Annotated in this window: 26 protein-coding genes, 2 pseudogenes and 1 riboswitch; of the genes and pseudogenes, 2 read left to right on the top strand and 26 right to left on the bottom strand. The window is 33.5% G+C overall.

What is annotated here, in order from left to right:
- Positions 1 to 35 precede the first annotated feature (35 nt).
- The 17 genes and pseudogenes from PYW37_RS08230 to PYW37_RS08310 form a co-directional block, all read right to left on the bottom strand.
- Complete coding sequence (locus PYW37_RS08230) at positions 36 to 197, bottom strand: hypothetical protein (RefSeq protein WP_012897549.1); 162 nt, start codon at positions 195 to 197, stop codon at positions 36 to 38.
- A gap of 273 nt (positions 198 to 470) precedes the next feature.
- Positions 471 to 1,232 carry a (S)-acetoin forming diacetyl reductase gene (locus PYW37_RS08235; RefSeq protein WP_012897548.1) on the bottom strand — a complete coding sequence of 254 codons (762 nt, stop codon included), beginning with the start codon at positions 1,230 to 1,232 and terminating at the stop codon, positions 471 to 473.
- Positions 1,233 to 1,257: 25 nt separating this feature from the next.
- Entirely contained in the window at positions 1,258 to 2,328 is a 1,071-nt protein-coding gene (locus PYW37_RS08240; RefSeq protein ID WP_025016675.1) for a 2,3-butanediol dehydrogenase, read from the bottom strand.
- A gap of 224 nt (positions 2,329 to 2,552) precedes the next feature.
- On the bottom strand, positions 2,553 to 3,797 hold the full coding sequence (locus tag PYW37_RS08245; protein WP_021722277.1) for an FtsW/RodA/SpoVE family cell cycle protein: 1,245 nt from the start codon (positions 3,795 to 3,797) through the stop codon (positions 2,553 to 2,555).
- A gap of 221 nt (positions 3,798 to 4,018) precedes the next feature.
- Positions 4,019 to 4,624, bottom strand: a complete 606-nt coding sequence (locus tag PYW37_RS08250; RefSeq protein WP_012897545.1) for a TVP38/TMEM64 family protein — start codon at positions 4,622 to 4,624, stop codon at positions 4,019 to 4,021.
- Complete coding sequence (locus PYW37_RS08255) at positions 4,621 to 5,052, bottom strand: CvfD/Ygs/GSP13 family RNA-binding post-transcriptional regulator (RefSeq protein ID WP_003131405.1); 432 nt, start codon at positions 5,050 to 5,052, stop codon at positions 4,621 to 4,623. The genes PYW37_RS08250 and PYW37_RS08255 overlap by 4 nt, the downstream gene beginning before the upstream one ends.
- Before the next feature lies 1 nt (position 5,053).
- Positions 5,054 to 5,644, bottom strand: a complete 591-nt coding sequence (locus tag PYW37_RS08260) for a peptidylprolyl isomerase (protein WP_023189828.1) — start codon at positions 5,642 to 5,644, stop codon at positions 5,054 to 5,056.
- Between the two features lie 102 nt (positions 5,645 to 5,746).
- Positions 5,747 to 6,553, bottom strand: coding sequence for a Cof-type HAD-IIB family hydrolase (locus PYW37_RS08265; protein WP_023189829.1), 807 nt, complete (start codon positions 6,551 to 6,553; stop codon positions 5,747 to 5,749).
- Positions 6,554 to 6,623: 70 nt separating this feature from the next.
- Complete coding sequence (locus PYW37_RS08270) at positions 6,624 to 7,253, bottom strand: LuxR C-terminal-related transcriptional regulator (RefSeq protein WP_003131402.1); 630 nt, start codon at positions 7,251 to 7,253, stop codon at positions 6,624 to 6,626.
- 27 nt (positions 7,254 to 7,280) lie between these two features.
- On the bottom strand, positions 7,281 to 8,279 hold the full coding sequence (locus tag PYW37_RS08275; RefSeq protein WP_012897540.1) for a sensor histidine kinase: 999 nt from the start codon (positions 8,277 to 8,279) through the stop codon (positions 7,281 to 7,283).
- Positions 8,276 to 8,905 carry a cell wall-active antibiotics response protein LiaF gene (liaF, locus tag PYW37_RS08280; RefSeq protein ID WP_012897539.1) on the bottom strand — a complete coding sequence of 210 codons (630 nt, stop codon included), beginning with the start codon at positions 8,903 to 8,905 and terminating at the stop codon, positions 8,276 to 8,278. Before liaF ends, PYW37_RS08275 begins: the two co-directional genes overlap by 4 nt.
- 165 nt (positions 8,906 to 9,070) lie before the next feature.
- On the bottom strand, positions 9,071 to 9,340 hold the full coding sequence (gene rpsN, locus PYW37_RS08285; protein ID WP_010905608.1) for a 30S ribosomal protein S14: 270 nt from the start codon (positions 9,338 to 9,340) through the stop codon (positions 9,071 to 9,073).
- Positions 9,341 to 9,437: 97 nt separating this feature from the next.
- On the bottom strand, positions 9,438 to 9,809 hold the full coding sequence (locus PYW37_RS08290; RefSeq protein ID WP_232238883.1) for a hypothetical protein: 372 nt from the start codon (positions 9,807 to 9,809) through the stop codon (positions 9,438 to 9,440).
- A 108-nt stretch (positions 9,810 to 9,917) separates the two neighbouring features.
- Positions 9,918 to 10,736 (bottom strand): annotated as a pseudogene (locus tag PYW37_RS08295) (LCP family protein); the annotation flags it as partial.
- Between the two features lie 66 nt (positions 10,737 to 10,802).
- Entirely contained in the window at positions 10,803 to 11,966 is a 1,164-nt protein-coding gene (locus tag PYW37_RS08300) for an FtsW/RodA/SpoVE family cell cycle protein (protein ID WP_044009633.1), read from the bottom strand.
- Positions 11,967 to 12,346: 380 nt separating this feature from the next.
- Positions 12,347 to 12,508: riboswitch (M-box (ykoK) riboswitch) on the bottom strand.
- Positions 12,509 to 12,813: 305 nt separating this feature from the next.
- Positions 12,814 to 13,146, bottom strand: coding sequence for a metal-sulfur cluster assembly factor (locus tag PYW37_RS08305; protein ID WP_003131392.1), 333 nt, complete (start codon positions 13,144 to 13,146; stop codon positions 12,814 to 12,816).
- A gap of 185 nt (positions 13,147 to 13,331) precedes the next feature.
- Positions 13,332 to 15,602 carry a YhgE/Pip domain-containing protein gene (locus tag PYW37_RS08310; RefSeq protein WP_025016676.1) on the bottom strand — a complete coding sequence of 757 codons (2,271 nt, stop codon included), beginning with the start codon at positions 15,600 to 15,602 and terminating at the stop codon, positions 13,332 to 13,334.
- A gap of 165 nt (positions 15,603 to 15,767) precedes the next feature.
- Between PYW37_RS08310 and PYW37_RS08315 the strand changes: the two genes are divergently transcribed.
- Complete coding sequence (locus PYW37_RS08315; protein WP_003131387.1) at positions 15,768 to 16,301, top strand: TetR/AcrR family transcriptional regulator; 534 nt, start codon at positions 15,768 to 15,770, stop codon at positions 16,299 to 16,301.
- 69 nt (positions 16,302 to 16,370) lie between these two features.
- On the opposite strand, the gene PYW37_RS08320 is transcribed toward PYW37_RS08315, so the two are convergent.
- Together PYW37_RS08320 and PYW37_RS08325 are read right to left on the bottom strand one after the other, a co-directional pair.
- The gene (locus PYW37_RS08320) at positions 16,371 to 16,718 is read right to left on the bottom strand and encodes an HU family DNA-binding protein (RefSeq protein WP_023189837.1); all 348 of its coding nucleotides are present in this window, start codon (positions 16,716 to 16,718) and stop codon (positions 16,371 to 16,373) included.
- 121 nt (positions 16,719 to 16,839) lie between these two features.
- A complete protein-coding gene (locus tag PYW37_RS08325; RefSeq protein ID WP_003131384.1) occupies positions 16,840 to 17,265 on the bottom strand; it encodes a universal stress protein in 426 nt (141 codons plus the stop codon).
- 257 nt (positions 17,266 to 17,522) lie between these two features.
- On the opposite strand from PYW37_RS08325, the gene PYW37_RS08330 reads away from it, so the two are divergent.
- The gene (locus PYW37_RS08330; RefSeq protein ID WP_003131383.1) at positions 17,523 to 17,678 is read left to right on the top strand and encodes a hypothetical protein; all 156 of its coding nucleotides are present in this window, start codon (positions 17,523 to 17,525) and stop codon (positions 17,676 to 17,678) included.
- Between the two features lie 114 nt (positions 17,679 to 17,792).
- Here the strand turns inward: PYW37_RS08330 and pnuC are convergent, their stop codons facing one another.
- From pnuC to PYW37_RS08365, 7 genes and pseudogenes are all read right to left on the bottom strand, one after another.
- Complete coding sequence (gene pnuC / locus PYW37_RS08335) at positions 17,793 to 18,524, bottom strand: nicotinamide riboside transporter PnuC (protein ID WP_003131382.1); 732 nt, start codon at positions 18,522 to 18,524, stop codon at positions 17,793 to 17,795.
- 198 nt (positions 18,525 to 18,722) lie between these two features.
- On the bottom strand, positions 18,723 to 19,259 hold the full coding sequence (locus tag PYW37_RS08340; RefSeq protein WP_010905603.1) for an HdeD family acid-resistance protein: 537 nt from the start codon (positions 19,257 to 19,259) through the stop codon (positions 18,723 to 18,725).
- A 225-nt stretch (positions 19,260 to 19,484) separates the two neighbouring features.
- Positions 19,485 to 20,814 (bottom strand): annotated as a pseudogene (locus PYW37_RS08345) (glycosyltransferase family 2 protein).
- Complete coding sequence (locus tag PYW37_RS08350; RefSeq protein ID WP_025016677.1) at positions 20,807 to 21,316, bottom strand: hypothetical protein; 510 nt, start codon at positions 21,314 to 21,316, stop codon at positions 20,807 to 20,809. Before PYW37_RS08350 ends, PYW37_RS08345 begins: the two are co-directional and overlap by 8 nt.
- Before the next feature lie 296 nt (positions 21,317 to 21,612).
- Complete coding sequence (gene rplS / locus PYW37_RS08355; RefSeq protein ID WP_012897519.1) at positions 21,613 to 21,957, bottom strand: 50S ribosomal protein L19; 345 nt, start codon at positions 21,955 to 21,957, stop codon at positions 21,613 to 21,615.
- Positions 21,958 to 22,097: 140 nt separating this feature from the next.
- Positions 22,098 to 22,772 (bottom strand): GTP pyrophosphokinase, encoded by a 675-nt coding sequence (locus tag PYW37_RS08360; RefSeq protein ID WP_003131377.1) that lies wholly within the window; start codon positions 22,770 to 22,772, stop codon positions 22,098 to 22,100.
- A 239-nt stretch (positions 22,773 to 23,011) separates the two neighbouring features.
- Positions 23,012 to 23,887 (bottom strand): LysR family transcriptional regulator, encoded by an 876-nt coding sequence (locus PYW37_RS08365; RefSeq protein WP_012897518.1) that lies wholly within the window; start codon positions 23,885 to 23,887, stop codon positions 23,012 to 23,014.
- Positions 23,888 to 23,894 lie beyond the last annotated feature (7 nt).

Below are 23,894 nucleotides of genomic sequence, written 5' to 3' on the forward strand. Positions count from 1 at the left end.
AACTCAGAGTGAGTTCCTCTGAATGTACATAAATCTCAAATTCCCGCTTTTCTTGGAGAATTAATTTTTGCTCCGTGTTGATTTTGCTTGGTTGCTTTTACTGCTGTCATCCCATTAGTATTTTTCCCAGCAAATTGCGGTTTATTCTTCTTAATTTGTTCTAGTTTAGCTTGCATTTCTTTTTGTTTTTGATTCATTATTTTCTCCTTAAATTAAAAAACTCTTTTCACAACTTAGGTGAAAAGAGCTTTAAAAGATACAAATTCTGACAAATTGCCCAATCTGTAAACATAATAAAAGTCTATTCTCTCTAAGTTATGAAGACAACAAAAACACTCGATTTTTACGAATATTTTTAAAGTTCAAAACTTAGATTTTCAATAGACCTTACCTCGTTCATTTATTTAAGACAATTATAGCACAAAATAAAATAAACTGTCAAGATAAAAACTTGACAGTTCATTTTTAGATTAATGGAATTGCATTCCTCCATCAACAATAATTGTTTGACCGGTAATATAGTTTGAATCAGGGCCAGCTAAGAATGAAACAACATTTGCCACATCTTCAGGCTCAGATAAACGTTTCATGGCAATATCTTTTGCGAAAGTTTGCATTCCCCATTCATCATCTTTACCGGCATTTTTACCAACTTGATGCGCAATATCAAACATCATTGGTGTTTTTACAATCCCTGGTGCATAAGCATTAACTGTGATTCCTTCTTCTGCTAAATCACGAGCAGCAATTTGAGTCATCCCACGAACAGCAAATTTTGAAGAAGAATAGAGCATTAGATTTGGATTTCCAACAACTCCAGCTTGTGAGGTTGCGTTGATAATTTTACCTCCATGACCTAATTTTCTAAAAAGTGCTGTTGCTGTTTGTGTCCCCCATAAAACTCCACCAACATTAATATTATAGACTTGATGAAATTGTTCAGGTGTAATTGTTTCAATTGGTGTTGTTGGGGCAATTCCGGCATTATTAACTACAACATTTAAATCACCAAATTTGTCGACAACAGCATTCAAAGCTGAAATAACTTGTTCACGGTCGGAAACATCAGCTTTAACCGCAAATGAGTTTTCTCCAAGTTCTTTTGCTGCTTTTTGAGCTGTTTCTTCGTTGTAATCAATAATAGCTACTTTAAAACCATCATTATAGAGACGTTTTGCGATTGCAAAACCTATTCCTTGACCTGCTCCAGTAACTGCTGCAATTTTAGACATCTTATTTCTCCTTTATTTAATTATTTTATAAACCTTTACCAGTGGGTGAAACTAAAATTTTAACAGCTGTTTCATTATGATGAATCAGCGTATCGAATCCTTTATCAATCAAATCATCCAAACCGATTTTAGCTGTGATGAATTGGTCCAATTTTATTTTACCTGTTGATACTAAATCAATTGTTTTTGGATGAGTGTTATTATAAGCAATCGTTCCTAAAAGGTTAGCTTCTTTGATTACTAATTTTGCCATATCAACACTAGCAGGCTTGCCCCAAATTGCAACAATGACAACTGTTCCACCCATACGAATCGCATCTAGACAAGCGTCAAATCCCGGTTGGACAGAGGTACATTCAAAGGCTGCGTCCACTCCTTTTTCATTAATTTCATGAACTTTAGCTTGAATGTCATCTTCAATTGGATTGAAGAAATAATCAGCAACTTGTGCTTCTTGTGCTTTTTTACGACGAAGTCCACTAGGTTCACTGATGATAACAGTATGTCCTTGCGCTTTTGCAACGGCAGCAGTTAATAGTCCAATTGGTTCAGCACCAACAACTAATACCGTACTCTTTTCACTTAAATTTGCTCGTTCAACAGCGTGATAGCCGACTGATAGTGGCTCAATTAGAGCAGCTTCATCCAATGGTAAGTTATCAGGAATTTTGTGAACCCAACGTTCATCAACAGAATTTTTTTCAGCCAAACCTCCACCATTTCCGCCCAAACCAATAAAGTTTGAGCCTTCTGAGAGGTTATAATGTCCAGTTTCACTTGTATCAGTCCCTTCGGGAACGATATAAGGTTCGACAACGACATGGTCACCTACTTTAAGTCCGCTTACTCCTTCACCTATAAAATTTACAACCCCAGACATTTCATGTCCAAGAGTGACTGGTGGTACTTCTCCAGTAATTGGATTAGGATGTTCTGCTGACGGACAAAAAATTGGGCCATCTAAAAATTCATGAAGATCTGTTCCACAAATTCCACACCAAGCCACATCAATGCCAACTTGGCCAGCTTTTACTATTGGTTCATTAATTTCATCAACGCGGATGTCCCCGCGGTCGTAAAAACGTGCTGCGCGCATAAAAACGCCTCCTCTATATAGGATGGTTGTCGTTTCAGGCAATCAATTAAATTTAGTATTTGAGATTTCTCTCACGAGTTTATTCTATCATTATTTCTAATAATTTACAAAAATTTAAAGCGTTTTCTTCCTTGGTATATATAGACTTTTAAATATTTTATCGTAATAAAAAAGCTACTGAATTTTCTGTCAGTAACTTTTACTTTTTGTATTCTTATTAATTGTTAATGTCTATTTCTTCGACGATTTTTTCGACTATCACCCTTAACTGGAATTTGTCTTTGTTCCTTGACAAATTCTGGTAATTGATTATATTTCATTGATAAAACGAGCCCTAAGCCGATGATATTTGCCATTAAGGCCGATCCCCCTTGAGAAATGAAGGGTAGGGGAATACCTGTTAAAGGAACAACACCAATCGCTGCTCCAATATTTTCAAAGACATGGAAGAGAATCATCATAATAATACCCGTTGAAATATAGGTATAAAACTGATTATTTGATTTGAAAGTTACTCGAATCATTCGATAAATCAGCATAAAGTAAAGGAAAATCAAAAAGGCTGATCCAACAAATCCGAAATCTTCAGCAATGACAGTGAAAATCATATCTGATTCTCGAACGGGAACATTGACATTAGCTACACCAATTCCTTTACCCCAAAGACCACCAACACCAACTGAAATCAATGAGCGTGCTTGTTGAAGACTGAAAGTCTGAGAATATTCAAAAGGATGTAACCATGCGATAAAACGATTGACCTGATACTGAGCAAAACTGGTACTTTCAAGAAATTTTTGTCCTTCTGGTGAAGCAACTAGAGCAACAATTCCTACAGCTACTGCTGCTACGAAAAGAAAAGCTGGCGCAAGTATTTTCCAAGAAATACCAGCAACTAAAATAATTCCAGCAAAGATAGCTGCAAAGACCAAGAAAGTTCCGAAGTCTTTTTGAAAGACTGATAAAATGGCAACTGGGATTGTTTCAAGTATCAGAAGTCCGATTAAGCGGAAATCATCTTTGAGTACTCGTTTTTTTAGATTATTTTGGAAGGTAACCACAATCCTAGCCGAAAATAAAATATAGGAAAGTTTCATAAACTCCGACGGTTGAAAAAGATTTCGTCCTCCAAAAGCGAGCCAGTTTTTTGCACCTGTTGAAGCATAGGTTGCTTTATCGTAGAAAAAGATCGGTAGAACCATTAATATAAGACCTAATAGGTAAAAAAATGGTGTTAAATTCCATAAAAACCTTGAATCCATATGCATGACAATTAAAGCAACAAAGAGTCCGACAATAACCCAAGTTCCTTGTTGAACAACTAGATTCGTTGCTTGTGTGGGGTGGTCATGACTTACTGCAACATAAAGTGCGTAAAGACCAATCAATATTAACATAAAGGCTGGTAAAATTAGCCCATAATCAATTCGTGAATCAAATGTAAATCTATTTGCTTTCTTGTTTTTCAAAACTAGCTCCAGTCAGTTTAATCTTGTTTTGGCAATTCATTTGGGGCAATTTGCTATCACTTAGTTCTAACTTTTGCTTCAAATTTACAAAAACAATTTTATTATTGAGGTGACTTCTGTTTAAAATCATAAATCCATTCTATTATACAATTTTTTTGGATGATTTGGGCATTCTTTCTCAAAAATTCCAATAAAAAAACACTGAAAGCACTTTCAGCATTTTATAAAATGTGCCCAAGAAGGTCTCCTCCAAAAATCAGAAGATAAGAATAGAGGAGAATTGGCAATGGTTTACATAATAAGATACTCCAAGTGAAGAATTTCCAACTCATTTTTGTTTGACTTGCTATTAAAACAAGGGCATCATCTGGGGCAATAGGAGATAAAATGAGGAGCGCGAAAACAATATTAAAGCGTTTTTGCCCCTTATCCAACCAAGCCATGTATTTATTATATGTTTTTTCTTTGACAAAAGTTTTGGCTAATGAAGAACCATATTTTTTACCAAAGTGAAAAAGTAAAAAAGAGCCCGCAACAATTCCAAAGTAATTATAAATAAAACCCCAAACTGGTCCAAAAATCATGACCCCTGCTGCCATTGTAATCCCACCTGGTATGATTGGAACAATGACTTGCAAAATTTGCATACAAAGGAAGATTAATGGTCCTAAAAAACGATGTGCCACAATCAATTGTTGTAAGACTGCTTGATTTTGAAATGCACCTAGGCGCCATAAATAAATGCCACCAACAATTGTCGCAACAAAGCCAAGAATAGTAATTAAATTAAAAACTCGTTTGATATATCTTAATACGTTATCATTCAAAGAAAATCCTCACTTTGGGCATTTTTTTTGGCTTTAAGGTAGGCTTCATTTTCTTCAATCCAACCTGGCAAATAATTAGCAAGGGTTTTAAAGCCAATTTTATCCCGAGAATCAGTAAAATGTTTTTTTCGGTAAATATGGTGAACTTGCGGATTTTTTTCCAGACTGCGAATTGACAGGCTAATTTTGCCATTATATTCGTCAATATCAATAATTTGTGCCATCACTTTTTGGCCAATTTTAGCAATATCATGAATACTTTTGACATAACCAGATTGAATTTCAGAAATATGAATCAATCCTTTTTGTTCAATTTTTTCTTTATTTGATGAATTATCCAGGTAAAATTTTACAAATGCACCATAATCTTGCATTCCAATAATTTCAACCTCAACAATATCACCGATTTTAGGACTTTTCTTCTCCATATTATGGCTCGATAATCTCAACTGATTCAATAACGACATCATCGACTGGTTTATCTTGCGCACCTACACGAACAGCGGCAATTTCATCGAGAACTTTATAGCTTTCTTCATCAACCAATTGACCAAAGACAGTGTGACGGCCATCAAGATGAGGAGTTCCACCGCCAGTATATGTTTCAGCTACTTCTTCAGGCCACCCTCCTTGGATAAGTGAATCTTTAGGATAAGGCAAGTTTTTATTTTGAACAATGAAAAATTGACTTCCGTTTGTATTAGATCCAGCATTGGCCATTGACAAAGCTCCCCGAAGATTAAAGAGGTCCATTGAGAACTCATCTTCAAATTTTTCTCCGTAGATTGAAGAACCTCCCATCCCAGTTCCTGTTGGGTCTCCTCCTTGAACCATGAAATCTTTGATGATACGGTGGAAAATTACTCCATCATAATAACCCTCTTTGCTAAGTTCAATAAAGTTTTTTACGGTTTTTGGAGTAAGACTATCAAATAATTTTACAGTCATTTTTCCATGATTTGTATTGATAATTGCTGTAGTACCTTTGTAGTTTTCAAGTTCAAGTTGTGGGTAAGTCATATTTTTTAGTTAGTATTTTTATTTCTAAAAATACCTTCCTTTCTTTTTATAAATTAATAAATTTCTGTCAGTAATTTTTACTGACAGTTTTTACTGATAGCTTTAATCAATAATTTTTAAGGCTTGTAAGGCTTTTAGAATTCCATCATTTTCAACAGAATCAGTAATGTAATCTGCTTTTTCTAAAATTTCAAGATGTGAAACCTTCATAGCTACTGACAGACCGGCAAAATCAAAGAGTTCACGGTCATTAAGTCCATCACCAAAGTTCATCATGTTCTCAGCTTTCAGACCAAGTTCTTGTAAAACTTTTTGACAGCCGATTGCTTTAGAACCTTCCATTGGAACAATATCTGAACTGTTTGGATGCCAACGAACCAAACGAATTTTATCGGACAAAGCTTCTGGTAATTCTAATTGGTCATCATGGTCAGAAATTGTCAACATTTGATAAATTTCATTTGTTTTATAATAATTGGGATTTTCTTCCAATTCCGAATAAACTGGACCAATTGCATCACTAGCAATTTTATCCCATTTTGAAATTTTCAAACTATCCGCAGCTACAAAAGAATATCCACTTTGTTCATTTTTCAGCCAAGTGATAATTTCTTCAATTAATTCCTTAGAAAAAGTATTTTTATATAATACTTCTCCTGTTTGTGCATTTTCAACATAGGCACCATTGATTGCTACATAGAAATCTGGTTTTAATGCCCTAACTTCTGGAACAACTCCGAAAAGATTTCTTCCCGTTGCAATTCCTGTCATAATTCCTTTTTCACGAAGTTTATAAAAAACTTCAGTAATTGATTCAGGCATGAAAGCTGAATCTTTGACCCTCAAAGTATCATCAATATCAAAAAAAATGATTTTTATTTTTTGGGCTTTTTCTAATATTTTTTCCATCTTTTTTTCACTTTAATTTTATTTGTACAAACTTAATTATATCATATTTCTAACTTGTTTTTCCTCAGGTTTAAACTAAGTGATGTTGAATGGCATAAATTGTTGCTTGAGTTCGGTCTGACACTTCAAGCTTATTAAAAATATTAGAAACATGAGTTTTGACTGTTTTTAAACTGATAAAAAGTTCATCAGCAATTTCTTGATTAGAAAGTCCCGTCGCAAGTACTTTTAATACTTCTAATTCTCTTTTTGATAAATCATCATATAATTCATGTTTTCGATGTTTTTGTTGAGCAATCTTTTCCTTGACAGCATCGGAAAGGACATCTTCTCCATTGGCAACTTTTCTGATTGCAGATGCGATATCAGCGGCTTGTGATGTTTTAAGAATATAACCTTTAGCTCCAGCAGCTAAAGCCGGAAAAACTTTTTCGTCATCAATAAAACTCGTTAGAATTAAAATTTTTCGTTCTGGATTTTTAGCTAAAATCTTTTGCGTTGCTCCAATTCCATCAAGTCGATCCATCACTAAATCCATGAGAATAACATCAGGGTCAAGCATTTCAGTTTTTAAAAAGCCTGACTCGCCATCGGCAGCTTCACCAACCACTTCGATATCGGGTTGAATATTCATGAAACTTGATAAACCTAGTCGCACCATCTGGTGGTCATCAACAATTAAAAGTTTAATTTTTTCCATTTTGTTCTTTCTAAATACGCATCATTTTTAAAGGCTCGGCTTCGCCTTAGGTATAATGATTTCAACAGTTGTCCCCGCACCTGGTGCCGAGATTACTTTGGCATCTCCGCCGATTAATAAAGCACGTTCTTTGATATTGGCTAAACCGTAACTGGCCGTCTTATCACTAGTAGAAACATCAAAACCAACTCCATCATCAGCAATTTTCAAGAAAATGTTTCCAAGTGATTCTCTTAAAGAAACTTCAATGTGCTCGGCTTGCGAATGACGCAAAGTATTCGATAAAATCTCTTGAGCCATTCGAAATAAATTGTCCTCAACATTACTCGTCGCTTCAATGTCAGCCAATTTAACTGTAATATTTGCTGAAATTTTCGCTTGGAGCTCGTCTGTCAGTGCTGACAGACCTTCTGCTAGACTCTTACCATCTAATTCTACTGGTCTAAGATGTAGTAAGAGTGCTCGCATTTCATTTTGTGCAGAATGGAGCACTTTTAAAACCAATTGTGTCTGTGTTTCGATTTGTTCTTTAGTCAAATTTTGTGTCGAACCAGCAACAGAAGATAAAATCATTGTCGCTGCAAAAAGTTCTTGACTGACAGAATCATGAAGTTCCCGTGAAATTCTTTTACGCTCTAATTCAATAATTTCAGCTTTGTCAGCAGATTTTTGCTTAGATAATTCTTGGAGTTCAGCTGACATATTCATAATTTTATCATGAACAGCTTGTAATTCAGGAGATTCAGGTTGTTGATTTTCTTCTAAAAGTTTAATATCATCTTGAAATTTTTGTTGAATAGCCATATTTTCAATATGATTAAAAAGGGTAAAAATCAGCGCAAGTAATCCTGCAACTGATATAAATATCCATAAACCATAGAAATTATCTCGAAGTTCCCTAATAATATTAGCGGTATTTAGTCCCCCTAAAGGTTGACCACTATTCATCATTATAAATAGAAGAAGATACATAATAAGGATGATACTAAAAACTGCTAAAAAGGTTGTGAAAAGTGATTTTTTCATCCTCTAATCACCTCAATATTTCCTGAATCAACACGGATATTGATTTTAATTCGTTTTTCCGCCTGATCTAAATTTTCACTAAAATAACGAACATTTCCCGCATTAATTTGTGCTGCCTCATTGAAAATCTTTACAAGCCCAGCATTTGTTGTTAAATCAAGCGAAACTCCTACATCCTCAGGAACAATAATTTTTGTATTACCTGTCATTTTTTTAATAGAAAGACTATTTCCCGAAGGTTTAAAAGTAACATCATCAAGATCAATGATATCATTTTGATTTTCATTCATGATTGACTCAGATTCATCTTGAGAAATATCTTCGTAAGAAAAATTTCTTACTCCTCCTTCTCGTGGATTATTTTTCCAAAAAACGATGCAAGCAATCGTAGGGAAGATAATTGCTAACCAGAACCATCCAACTGTGAAGAGAATCATTACCGATATTGCCCAAAAAATGAAACTGATGATACGTAATACACGCGCACGCGAACGAGTCGCCAAGATAGTAAAGAGAATAGCTAAAGCTAGAACTACCCACATACGCGGTGTACTAATCACATGAAAAATCAATCCTAATACAATAAAAATTTCTATAATAAAGATTGCTTTCAATTTTTTATTCATAAATCTATTGTACCAAAAAAAAGCTTACTTTTTCTCGGACTTAAGACTTAAATTTTACTTAAGCAAGATAGAGAAAAAATACTCCATTCATTAAGACGAAGTATTCTTTAAATTACATAATAAAAATATTTTTATCATATCCCATAAAATTTTTCAAAAAGATTTCTACCAGCTTGACTTCTTAACCCCTGGAATCTTACCTTCATGCGCCAATTTTCTAAAATTAACTCGTGACATACCAAATTTTCGCATGTAGGCTCTGGGTCTTCCGTCAATTCGATCTCGCATTTTCATTCGATTGGGATGAGAATCTTTAGGCAGTTTTCGGAGAGCTTCATAATTTTTTTCTTTCTTAAGTTCCTGTCTAAGCTCTTGATATTGAGCAACTAATTTTTGTTGCTTTTTAAATTTAGCAATTTTTGATTTCTTCGCCAAAATATTATCCTTTCATTTATTAATTTAGTTAACCAGTTAAGTATATCCTATAAATAAAACAATGTCAACTGGTTAACATTATTTTATTTTCTCTATTTTAATTAGCGACTAAAGCTCCTCCTTGACTTGAAACATAGTCTTGAGCATTCTCCTTATTTATTTTTACCAGACTCCCTTTAGTATCCACTCCATAAGTTTCACTTTTTTCACCTTTGATAGTTACCGTCGCAGAAGGCATATAATATTGGTCAGTTTCACTTCCAAAATAGTTTTCATAAGTAATGACACTTTGATCAAGCTTATCAGTGACAGACTCATCATTTGCTTGTCTCATTATATTTTGAATAGCCAAATCCACATTTTCTGGTATGAATTCATAACTTCCACCATCCACCATTTGACTTACCCCTTGATATTGAATAGAAACTACCTTGTTAAGACAATCTTTATAAGCCATAAGTGCGGTCAAATTAGCAAGATTTATCGAAATGTTCGTTTTAAAATCTGATGAAATATCATTAAAAAATGATTAATATTTAAAAACACTATTAAGACTAAGCATCTTGTTCATTAATTCAGTCATAACTTCTCGTTGATGAGCGGCGCGTCCATAATTCCCATTAGCTAACGTATCTCTATCTCGGGCAAAAACTAAAGCTTGTTCTCCGTTGATGAGCTGCTTAGGATTTCCTGAAAGATAAGGAACATAAGCTTTATATTCAGGTTCTGTATTTGAGATATAAATCGCTCCACTATCTACAGTTTTATCTGAACCAGGCAAAGTTATTTTACCTGAATCAGTCCCTTGATAGACATCTGAGCCATTTGTATCATTGACAACTTCTACTCCTCCAACGTCATTCACAAGATTTACTAAACCGTCCATATTAACAATCATAAAATTATTAAGATTCAGCCCTACTTGATTACCAATCGTTTTCATGGCATAAGTGACAGCAGATGATAACCCACCATTATTAAATCCTAAAGGATAAGCAGCATTAATTTTTTGAGTAGATTGAATTTTTCCAGATGCATCTTCAATATTCGTCATCGTATCTCGTTCCACTGAAATAATAGTGGTTGTTTTTGTCCGAGGATTCAATGTTAAAATAATTTGAGAATCTGAATTTCCATTCCATGAATCTGCACCACCCCGACTATTATCACCAGTATCCACTCCCATAAGCAAAATAGTTAGTGGTTTTTTTGCAGATATACTAGAACTTTTTATTTTTGTATTTACATGAGTTTTCGTTAATGTTTTCTCTGCTTGAACATAGATAACCGCACTAACTGCCACGACTAAAATAACAAAAAGGGACATAAAACGAACAAAATATACTTTTTTAGACCTTTTTATTTTTTTCTTTTGTCTAATTTCTTTTCTTTTCATATCAAGAATACTTCTTTCTTTTATTAAAAATTATAACTTACTTAAACTCTTTAATTTTTCGTCAGCCTAGCTATTCAAAACCAGTCCTACTGCCAAAGTTGAAATTAAAAATGATGATCCACCTTGTGATAAAAAGGGAAAGGTGACACCTGTTTCTGGAACCAAACCAATTGCTCCACCTAAATTGACAAAAACTTGTATCAACAAAAAAGATGAACAACCAATTGAAATCATTGAATTAAATGGATCTTTTGCCCGCATCCCCACCAAAAGCATTCGGGTAATCATGAAAAAAATGACAGCTAGGATTATAATTCCACCAATGATTCCCAATTCTTCTACTATTACTGAAAATATAAAATCTGTATGAGCTTCAGGCAAAAATCCTTGTTTTTCAATCGAATTCCCCAGCCCTCTTCCAAACCAGCCACCATCTACAATCGCATAATATGAATTAGCAAGTTGATGACCCGAAGAAGCCAAGTCAGTAAAAGGATTAACAAATGCTTTAAATCGAGCATTAATATAAGATCCTGGAATCAAATCGCCTCCACTGATAAAAAGAAAGAGCAAAAAACTAAGACTAATCGTAAGCAACATCTTCCCATAACCTGAAAACCATCGCCAAGAAATTCCACTTGCACCAATCATTATCAAGGCTAAGAGCCCAATAATTGCTGTATTTCCTAAATTAGGCATACTGAGTTCCACTATCATTAGTAAGATAATCGGAAATCGCCATCCCCCTACAACTTTTTTTATGAGATTGTTACCCTTAAAAATTGCTTGAATATCATTTTTCTCAATCTCTTCTTGTCTGTTAGAAAAGATAGAAGCAAGAAACCAAACTGTAAAAAGTTTTGCAAATTCAACCGGCTGAATAGTTCCAATCCCTGGTAAGGGAATCCATCCATGCGCTCCATTCGCTGATGTATTAGGACCCACCCTTGAATAAATCATCAGCAAGATAATAATTAGAAAAATTATTTTTAAAATCTTTTCATTTTTTATAATTCTCAATTTTACTCGATAAATAATAATTAAAGCCACAAAACTTATAATTATAAAGACTCCTTGAGAAATTGCCAATCGATAAGGAGATAGTCCTCGGTTAATTTGATAGGGGACAGTTGCTGAAAACACCATGAGTAAGCCAACAGCTGAAAGAATCAAATAAGGAATCAAAATAGATAAATCTAAAAAACTATTTTTTGTAATTTTTTTATCCATAAATGAATCCCCCTTCGTTAATTTTCCAAATGAACGAAAAGAGTATTTCTAGTTGCAAATCAATGAATAACTTTTTCTTTCTTATTTTTTTATTTTTTATTGTTGTATGAATTAATATTTTTGTCATCGGCTTGTACCTCAATTTCTGATTTATAGTAGATTTTGATTGTACAGCTCCAACTCAGAGAACTAGATTAGATTGAAGTGATAAAAATGCTTGTCCACTTTTAAGCTATCTTTCTTCCTATAACTCTCAGGGTCTGAGCCACTGTTATTCTGTGCTTCCATTTTCACCACCTCCTTTTTTATAAAAAAATTGCCTACGTCGGTTGAACGTAGACAAGGTATGATTTCAAAAAGATACACTATCAAGTGAACTAAAGTACCAAGTATCGTTCAAGCTTTAGCTCCGCAGGGCGATGTTGTTGCACTATTTCACGCCTTCTTTTTTCGACGTGAACTGTTGGCCCTCTCATCGTGTCTCCACGACTCTGCGGCAGCAACCCGTATCCCTGTGGTAGCCTCACCTACCGATGGTTAGAAAATCTCTAACCAAAATTGCTTAAATTAAATTTTCAAAATATTCCTAAGCAAAAAAATCATAACACGACCTATACTTTTAGTCAAATAACAAATGTATTACCTAAATTAAATGTTTTTTTATTGGATTAAACCTCTTGTTATGACTAAATTTTTTAGAAATTAGAACTAAGACAAAAATATTATTTTTTAAAATAAAATACCAAAGATTAAAATATACAGACAAAAAGCTTATAATTGAATAATGAATTTCGTTAATAAATAAAAAACTCCCTGTCAATGCTGACTAAGGAGTTTTTTATTATATTTATCGAATTCCCAAAGCAATACGGGCATAACGACTCATTTTATCAACTGTCCATGCTGGATACCAAACCAAGTTCACCTTGATTTCACCAACTTCTGGCACTTCTTTCAAAGCATCATGAATTTGTTCAGTCAAAAGGTCCGCCAAAGGGCAACCCATTGTTGTCAATGTCATTTTAATTTCTGTAAATCCGTTATCTTCAAAGCTAATTTCATAAACTAATCCGAGGTTGATAATATCAATCCCAAGCTCTGGGTCAATGACGTTTTCAAGGGCAGAGAGAATTTTGTCCTTGATTTCATTCACTTGCTCTTCTGTGTATTTATCTGCCATTTTATCTCCTTAGGCTGTCATAAAAAGCAAAACTTTAAAAGTTGAACGAATGTGCTTTCTAGGACAAATCCAAATTGTCAAATTCTTTTTACAGCTTTATTTTACCAAATTTATTTTAAAATTTCTAGATAAAAAATTACTGACAGAAAAAATTTATTCATAAAATTTTCTGTCAGTAATTTATTTTATGCAAAACGCGAGAATTTCTTGAAGAAACTCAACATGAAAGTAAAGAGAGCGATAATAACCACAAATAGAATTGCTTCTGGTAAAATTGCTCCATTCAAACCAATGGTTTCACGTAACATTTTTAAACCATAAGTCATTGGTAACCAAGGACTGATGACTTGATATATTTTAGGCGCAAGTTGTAAGGGGTAAGTTCCTGCACTCGTCGCCAGTTGTAGAACTAAGACTACAATCATAAGGAATTCACCAATCTTACCTAGAGCCGTTAAGAAGAAAGTATTGATTGCCATGTAAGCGAAGCTGATTAAAAGTACTGACAACAACATTTCCCACAAATGATTTGGTCTCAATCCAAGAAGAGCAACTGCTCCCCAGACGATGATTCCTTGTAAAAGTGCTACCAAACCATTTGTACCAATTTTCGCCAACATAAATTCGCGACCAGATTTCCATTTTTCACCTGAGAAACCAATTCCAATCACAACATTTGTCGCAAGGGCACCAATAAAGAGAGCAACATTAATCATGTATGGTGTCATTCCTGCACCATTTTCTGGTACATTGTCATGGTCAGTATGTTTAAGTTTCAACGGTGCAGCTACTTTTTTAGCATTTTCATTAGAATTATTAGTTGCTGAGAGAGTATCATCTGCTTTGGTTAACGCTGTTGACAAGTTATTAGCCCCTGTATTTAGCGTGCCCAAACCACTTGTTAAACTTGAACCTCCATTTGCCAATTGTTGTGAACCAGAGGAAATTTGTTGAGCACCCCCTGCCAATTGATTTGAACCTGAAGTTAAAGTTGAACCATTCGCTTGTAATTGTGACAATCCAGAAACTAATTGCATTGTCCCGCTTTGTAAATCTTTTGATTTACTTGCTAATTGTTGAGCGCCAGCGTTTGCTTGATTAACTCCGTCAGCATATTGGGCAAAACCAGGTGTGACTTGATTTGCTAGGGCACTATTTACGTCAGAAAGCCCTGTTGACAATTGTGAAATTATGGCATTTGCACCAGGAAGAGCAACATTAGAATTTTGGACAAGTTCTTTGGTTTGATTTTGAATTCCCATCAATTGATTGCCCACATCAGTTAAACTATCCGCAACTGAAGTCATACTTGTTTGAATAGGAGATAAAGTTGACTGAGCAGAGTTTAAAATAGCTGCATTTAGTTCGTTTTGTTGGTCAGTTTTCAAACTATTATAAGCCTTTGTTTGAGCCATCGCTTTGATTTGATTAGGAACAATATCACTTAATATCGTTTGCGTATCTTCTAAACTTTTTTTCACAGAAGCTAAATCATTTTTCACGGAATCTGCTGAACCCGTATCATTAGCACCATTTTGGATAGCATTATTTAAATCAGTCAGGCCATTTTGAAGCTGGCTAATTTGAGCCTGTTGTTCTGCTGACAAAGCTGTTTTTTGTGTCAATTCTGTTAAACCTGCTGACAGCTCTTTTGATTTATCAGCCAGTGTTTGTGTACCTGCTGCCAATTGTTGCGTTCCACTGACAAATTGGTCAGCACCAGAAGAAAGTTGTTGTCCCCCATTGGCAGCTTGATTCACTCCTGATACATATTTATTTAAGCCTGAATTCAAATTATTTGCGCCGTCAGTGAAAGTTAAACTTGATGAAGATAAAGTATTCAAATTACTACTTAATTCTTTTGAACCATTCAATGCTGACGAAGTTCCATCAGCCAATTTATTTGAACCGTCAGAAGTTTCTTTCATTCCTGACTTCATATCACCAAGCTTAGCGAAAATTTCTTTGGTGTAAGTCTCTGTGATATTTTTTGAAACCTCTGATTTCAGCTGATTCATCGCACTTTCGCTCATTTTTGATGAAATATAGTTATGACCACGTGTCGTTTGATAATCTAACTGAACCGTTTTTGGTTTCTTATTCATTAAGGTTGTTGCATTTTCTGAAAAGTTTTCTGGAAAAGTGATAACCATGTAATAATCACCTTTTTTTATCCCTTTAGAAGCTTTATCCTCCGAAACAAAATGATAATCTAAATCCTTTGATTTTTTCATTTCAGCAATGACATCATCACCAAGTTTGAATTTTTTTCCGTTCAATTCAGACGTCTTGTCCAAATTTACAACCGCTACTGGTAAGTCATTCAATTTACCGTAAGGATCCCACATAGAACCTAAGAAAATATAGTTATAAATTGCTGGTACAAGTGCCAAAGCGATAATAACAATAATAAAAAATTTGTGCTTTAAAATGGCTTGCCATTCTTTTTTTAACATCTTTTCCCCTTTCTTTATGGACAACACGTCCAAAAACTGTTACAATACGTATTATAAACTTTTTAGAAAATTTGACAATTATTATCCATTCAGTTTTGGACATATTTTTAAATTTGTCTAAATGAAGCACTTACATTCTAAAAAGGACGGAGGTCCCCCCTTTAAATGTCTAATGACAGCAGAAAAGATCGTACAAAACTTCAATTACGAGATGCCATGATTCAACTTTTAGGCGAGAAATCTTTTGACCAAATTTCAACGACTGAACTTGTGAAATTAGCTAAAGTTAGTCGTAGTAGTTTTTATACTCATTATCAAGATAAATATGACATGATTGAAGCCTATCAACGTCGACTTTTTGAGACTATTCAATATGTCTTTGAAAAAAATAACGGAAATATTCATGCAACAATGCTTGAAACTTTTGAATTTCTAAAAGGAAATCAAATATATGCCGCTCTTCTTTCGGAAAATGGTAGCAAAGAAATCCACCAGTTTATGTTGCAAAAACTCAAAGAACTTATTCAAAGTTCCTTTTTCCCTCAGTCTAAACATCTTAAATTAGGAAAATTAGGGGAAATTTATGCGACAACCTACTATGCTAATGCTATTTTTGGAACTACTCAATCATGGATTCGTCGAAAACAAAAGGAAACACCTACTCAAATTGCTAATCTATTAGTTGAGCTCATAAATTAAAAAAAACGGTTCTTTTAGAAGAATCGTTTTTTTTAATTCTATTTGGAAAATAATAGCCATTAACAGGTGTTAATCATGATGTTGAACTTCCAAAATCATATTGCTCAATGTTTCAATCACCATATCTTCATCAGATAGTTCTTGTTTCGTAGCCAATTTTAAAGCTTTTTCAGCTCTAAATACCGGAATATTTTGTTCGCCTACTAAAATTTTTTCTCTTGAATGAACATCATGACTGACTCTGGCTGCACGTTTACGAACCTCAAAAGTTCCAAAATTTGAAATATGTACGGGAGTCCCTTCAGAAATATAGTAAGTGATTGCCTCGACAAAGGCATTGATTGCCTTTGCTGCATTTACTTTTGAAAGTTCTGTACGGTCTGCTACATAATCAATTAACTCCTGTTTCGACGCCATTAACTCATTCCTCTTATTTTCTACATTCCCCTATCATCCTTTTCTTCACTAACTCTAGTGAATTCTTTTGTCATCATATAAATCTTCATAAAAAATCCTAGCTTACGCCAAGATTTTTTGGTTATTTTACAACCATAACATTGCAAGGCGCATGATTAACAACATAACTTGTCGTCGAACCTACTAGCATCCTGTCTAATAATCCCTTACCATTTGAACCGACTACAATCAAATCCAATTCAAATTGCTTTGCAAAATTAATGATTTCTTTCTTTGGATTTCCTGTAAAGGCATGGACTTCAAACTCAACTTCATCATTAATCAGAACCTCAACTTCAGCAATAATTTCTTTAGATTCTGTTTCTAAATCATCCAAATTAATTGCCAAGGCATACGGAGTTCCCCGAAGTCTTGTTTCGTCTTTAACATGTAAAACAAATAATGAAGTTTTATTTCTTTTGGCAATGGCGACTGCTTCGTGAATTGCTTCTTTCGATTGGTCAGAGCCATCAACTGCAACTAAAATTTTCTTGTATTCATCTCTCATTGTAAACGCCTCCTTTACTATATTCTATGATAAAATATTTAAGAAGTCCAACTAAACACTCACTATATTTTTAGAAGAAACGTTTATTTTTAAGACTTTTTTTCCAATTTTACTTAGAAGTAAAAATATAATTTTATGAAAATATTAAATCACTTTTTTTGATATTCTGATTTCTTTATGCTACAATTTAGTTAGAATTTCGTTATGAACCAATTTGGTTCCCTTTCGTATAATAAATAAAGAAAGGAGAATGCACTATGACATTCACTAACAAAAATAAATTTTTCCAATATACAGTAACTCTAGATACTTCTCATAATATCTTCAGAGCATCACTTGTAAATGATTCAAATATTTATGGTGCTGGAGATACTATTGAAGAAGCTGTACAAAACTTAGAACAATTAGTTTAAGGAGAAAAAAATGGGCGAGTATCCCAATCGATAAAGGCATCTACTTTAATTTTGAGAGTAGGTGCTTTTGTTATACTTTAAATAAAAAAAGTTGCTCAATGAGCAACTCCCTTTTTAGTTTCTCTCAGTTACTACTTCTCCACTTGCCTTCTTGTCATTCTTCCAAATAGAAAAGAATTTTCCATATAAAGAAGTAACCAAATAGAAAGTAATAGTTAGAAGCATTGCTAAAGAACTTGCAGAATAGCCATCCATAAGTGCTGTTGCCCATAAAATAATCATGACCACATCAGATAAGAGCCAAAGTGAGTAACTATCCCCATAACCTCTAACAACCAAGATTGAAGCCGCAGCTCCAATAATTAAAGTAATAGCATCCCATAAAGGATTGGTGTCTCCAAGTTTTGTATAAATGACTGTAATTGGCCACCAAAGAACCAACATACTGCTGATTGTCAAAATCCATCCTTTTGTCTTCATGAATTTGACCCCATTTTCAATTCGATGTCCCCAAGTTTTCCAAGTGAAAATCAATGGCAAGTCAATCAGCAAAACAAAAACAATTTGATCTAAAACAGAGGCATAGTGACCAGCAGTCCAGTTAATATAGATATAACCAAAAGCACTAATCAGCCCCAAAAGACCATTAATTGGTTTTCCAATCATCATGTAAACTGTACATGCCGACCCCATTAAGGTAGCAATCAAAGTGATAATTGATAAGACCGTAATTGTTGACGTTAAAAAGAAAGCCAACTGTACTCCTATGATAAACGAAAGCATGATGCTTCCGGCTGTATTAATTGATTTTAGCTCATCTTTGAGCCATTTGAGATAATTTTTCATTCTCATCCCCAATCTAAGAACGTCAAAAAACGTCCACTAAAAATTATATCACGAATAAAAAATTGTCAGACGCTTCCAAATATATTCTTTAGTTTTTTTTTGAGACCAATCATTATCAATTTTGTTCCATAAAAATTTTATTTATCTCTAATAAAGTTGCATAAATAAAAAAGCCGATATTCATCGGCCTTTTCGTTTCTATTTATCCCATCTGTAATAGTGAATCATTTTGATGAACCCAACAATTAAAAATTCGATTCCAAGAAGTAACCACAAAGTTACCCCTCCCCAAAGCGGAGAAAATACTAAAGTAAAACCAGCAATGATACTAATTACACTTAAGAAAATCCCCCAAAATTTACTATTGAAATTAGTCAAAACTGTAAGAGTTACAATTCCATCTACAATCCAACTAATCCCTACAAAAATACCAATAAGGACAAAAAGGGATTCTGCGGCTGCATTCAAATCTGAAAAAACAAAAATTCCTGCAAATAGGTAGATAAATCCCAACAAGAGATGAGAAATTCTCCAGAAATTTCCTTTTTCTTCACTTCTTTTGACTAGATTTGCTCCAATATAAATGACACCCATAATTACGAGTGCTACCCCTACAAGAGCGGCGACAATAGCTGCTGTTTTTGTAGGTAAGAATAATATCAATAAACCAATAATAATTGAAATTATCCCACTAAATCCGACTCCGCGTCGAAGTTTTTCAAAATCTGTTAACATAACTTTACCTCCAAAAAATGTTCTTCAATTCTCATTTAATTATAACATAATGAATACAATATTTTATTTATGATGATTAAAAATTACGCTTAGTTGTCTTTATACAAGTCATTATTTTTATTATTAGTCTTCTTAAAAAAAGTTAATTCAAAAAAAGGAGTACTTTAACTCCTCAAAAATTTTCAAATGATAAGATATAAAATCAAACTTTTATCGTTAGTAATTTCAATTATCTTTTTTATTTGTCACTTTTATCCCTTTACGCTCCGGACTTTTCCAGGTTCCAGACCCTAAACCTAGAATAGTTTTTACTGCTGGAATAAAAGTCGTTACAATGGTTAATGCATTCATTACCCAGTAAAAAAGCATATAAAGTGGAGCAAATAATAGATATTTTACTTTTCTTCCACGGTCATCAACTATTAATGAAGCGACTAATTGAAAAGTTCCCGAAATCATTTCAAAGCAAACAAAGAGAAAGGCCATCGTTAACATGTGATAAATCCGTTCTAAGTTTCCGGTAATGGCAAATTGAAATAAAGACCAGATAAAAATTGCTGACGAAATCCAGAAAAAGAATGACCAGATAATGCTGAAACTTTGGTCAATAAACATAATTGTTCGACCAACGTTGTCAAAAGGGTGTAAAAATACTTTTTTAAAATTAGTCAACCAAACCTCTGTTCCACCTTTGGCCCACCGTTTCCTTTGACGATAGAGCATTTTCAGAGATTCTGGAACCTCCATAAAGAACATAATACGAGGCGCAAACAATGATAACCAACCGTCCATTTGATGATCCCAAGCAATACTAATATCTTCTGTAGCTCTATCTTGTCGAAACAAACCTACATCAATTAAGGCATCTTTTCGATACATCGTATTTGCACCACTGTAGGCATAAATACTCCCTAGCACACCAAGTTGAGTCCGTTTAATAATTCCTACAATACTAGAAAATTCAACTGTTTGAGATTTCGCAATCAATTTTGCACGATTCTGAACATCCATATTAGCTGTTACTGCTGAGATGTTAGTAGAATCTTGTCGAATAAAATAATTGATATAGCGATTTAAAGAGTCAGGTTCTGGAACAGTATCTGCATCGTTGCTTAAAACTAGTTCTCCTTTTGCAAATCCTAAACCAATATTAAAGGCATGCGCTTTTCCTTTATTTTTTTTCAATTCTAATCACGCGCAATTTATCATATTTTTCTTGTAATTCTTTTAAAATTTCGGGAGTTCTATCAGTTGAACCATCATCAGTAACTAGAACCTCATAATTTTCATAATTAATTTTTGTCATTAAATAATTAAGTGTATCTTCAATGACTATTTCTTCATTATGAGCTGGAAGCATTATAGTAACAAAAGGTTCAACTTCTACTGGAATATCATCCCAATTCTTTTGCTTATATTTGAACAAAAAGCTATAACATAAGACTCCAATAAACCAGGCGAATCCGCCTAAAATTGGGTAAGTAATTAACACCAGAAATATCAGTGTCAGAATAAAGTCAACAATGCCATTTCCCGTTTGAACAAAACTAATCATTGTTTTCTCCCTTCTGATAAAGCTTTTTCACAAAATCTGTTTCCAAATTTTGCTCTTCTTTGACCGAATAAAAACAAACATTATGGCGAAAATCTTTTGTGCCAAATCGTTCATCATAAGCTTGATTAATTAACTTTCGTCTTACATCGACACGTTCAGCATCGTACTGCTTTTCTTTTTGTAGAAAATGTTTAAAACGATAATTATTCCAAAAAGTTAGGATAATATACAAGATAGATAGGAAAATAAAAGATATAAAAAGAAAAATGAAAAGAAATAAAAGTGTAGATTTTTCTTCTCTATAAATTATGATATGATCAAAACGTGCTCGATTTGGAAAAACAAAAGGAAAGATAATCCATAAAAATGGAATGATAACACCACACCATCCTAAAAGAGCAATTATAGTTTGAAAAATTTTACTCCCATAATGGCCTTTTTCAAAATAAGGGTCATAGACTAAAGATTTCTTTGCTTCTTCTCGACTGATATTTTTTTTCATTTCAGTCCTTTCTGATCTTTTTTAATTGCACTGTACTCCATAAAGTACATTTAAACAATTATCGCATTTTTTTTCCTTAAAATCCATCACCAATGTCATTATTTAACTACAAAAAAAGTCGTCTTGATAAATTACCAAACGGCTCTTATTATTCAACTTCTTCTATTTTAAATTATGAACTACTTCATTAACCTAGCACAGTAGATTCAATAAAACAATATCCTTAAATCTTTGAGCATAACCATAAATCTTTCCAAATAAAAAACCGCTCAATAGAGCGGTTAAACTGGTGTATCTTAACGACGACGTTCAGCGATACGAGCTTTTTTACCTGTGAGTGCACGGAGGTAGTAAAGTTTCGCACGACGTACTTTACCGTGACGGATAACTTCGATTTGTTCAACACGTGGAGTGTGAACTGGGAAGATACGTTCTACACCAACACCGTTTGAAATTTTACGAACAGTGTAAGTTTCGTTAATTCCTGAGTTTTTACGAGCGATAACAACGCCTTCGAACATTTGGATACGTTCGCGAGTTCCTTCGACAACTTTTGCGTGAACACGTACAGTGTCACCAGGACGGAAGTCAGGAATATCAGTGCGGAGTTGCGCAGCGTTGATAGATTCGATAAGGTTCATTTTTTTCTCCTCTTGCCCATCATTAAGCAGCATCTAGCAAATTAAGCTCAGCGGATGAACAGTTTTATTAGTATGCAAAAACATACTCAATAAGTATAACAGATTATCCATCCTTTGACAAGTTCTTATTTTTAGTTTTATCAGTAACCAATTTGTTCAATATCAACTTCAGACTGATTAATCATGTCCACAACTTTATGAATAAGATACATTCTCTCATCAAGCGCATGAATTTGCTCTGCACAATTTTGTAGTTCACCACTGAGTTGCTCAGGAATTTGTCCATCATATTTATAACGAACTTTATGTTCCAACGTTGCCCAAAAATCCATTGCCGAAGTTCGTAACTGAATTTCAACTCGACAAGTTTGTTCACTAAATAGATGTCCTAAATTAACTTCGACAATCATATGATAACTACGATAACCTGTTTTTTTAACGTTTCTTAAATAATCTTTTTCGCTAACAACTGTAAAAGCTTCTTGGCTTTTGATAATTTCAACAATCTCATAGATATTTTTAGCATAAGAACAAATAATACGAATTCCTGCAATATCTGATAAATGTTCATCAGCAGCATCGGCGGTCACAGGCAAATCTTTCTTTTTCAGCTTTCCTGCAATACTTTCCGGTGATTTTAAACGATGTTTGATATGCTCAATTGGGTTGATTGCCTCAAAATTATTATAATAGGTATTTAGATTAGAAAGTTGAGTTCTGACAACATCTAAAGCACACTCATATCTGACAAGTTTCTTTTTTAATTTTTCAAATTCTTCTGGTTCAAATCTTGTTTTTAAATAATCTTTTTCCATTTTACTTTAATTCCTATCTAGTCTTATCTTCTTATTAATTTCTTCTCAAATATTTAGTGATTAATAAATTATAATATAATTTCCTTATATTTTTCTTTGACTGGATAATGCTATTTGCTCTAAAAACGATTCACATCATACTTCTAATTATAACATTTCCTGAAAGTTTTTTGTGCGCTTTCTACTGTAAATAATTACTATCAAAAAAGCACCAAATCATTGATGCTCTTAAGCAATATTTATTTTAATGTTTTCAATATTTCTAAAAAGTTTTTTTCACTTTCAGAGAGAATAGAATTTTTTTGATAGGCATAATTAATATGAAAGAATTGTTTATCTTCTTCAATAAATGGTACTTTAACTAGATTTTTAAAGTCTTCTGATAAGCGGATATCTGCCATAAGACTGATCCCTAAATTTTTCCTGACAAGTTCTTTTATGGTATGAGCATCATCTAATTTCAAAACTACATTAGCTGATTGATTATATTTTTCATTTAAACGATTAAAGGCATTAAAGTGGATATTATGCTCTCCCAATAAGATAAAGTCTTCATTAAGTAAGTCTTTAAATCCTAATTCTTTTTCATTGGCTAGTGGATGACTATCCGACATAATGATAAAAAATTCTTTTTGAAAGAGTTCTTCTATTTCTAATTGGGGATGCTTAATCTTTTCTAGACTTCCTAAAAGGCTCGAATCTATTTCTTCATTTAAAAGTAGGCTCAAGAGTTCATTAGAACCACCATAAATCATATGTAAGGCATTCAAAAAGTTCAAATTATCTTGCTTTGATAGAAGATATGAACTTATAATTGGCGGAAAACCAACTTTAAAATCTTTCATACTCGAACGATGAATAGCTTTTTTCGTGTGATTTAATTCAGAGAGAATTTCATTGGTTCTCATTGCCAAAAGTTCGCCCTCAGGAGTTAAATCAACTACCTGATGCGAGGAATCTTTATAAAATAAATCACAGTCATAGTAGGTTTCTAAACGTTTGATTGCGTAAGAAATAGTGGGTTGACTAACCCTGAAATGCTTGGCAACATTGGTGAACGAACGCAATTTTGACAATTGATAAAAATATTCAAGATCTCTTAAATTTAAACTCATGGCTATA

It is taken from the genome of Lactococcus lactis (assembly GCF_029023865.1).
GTDB lineage: Bacteria > Bacillota > Bacilli > Lactobacillales > Streptococcaceae > Lactococcus > Lactococcus lactis.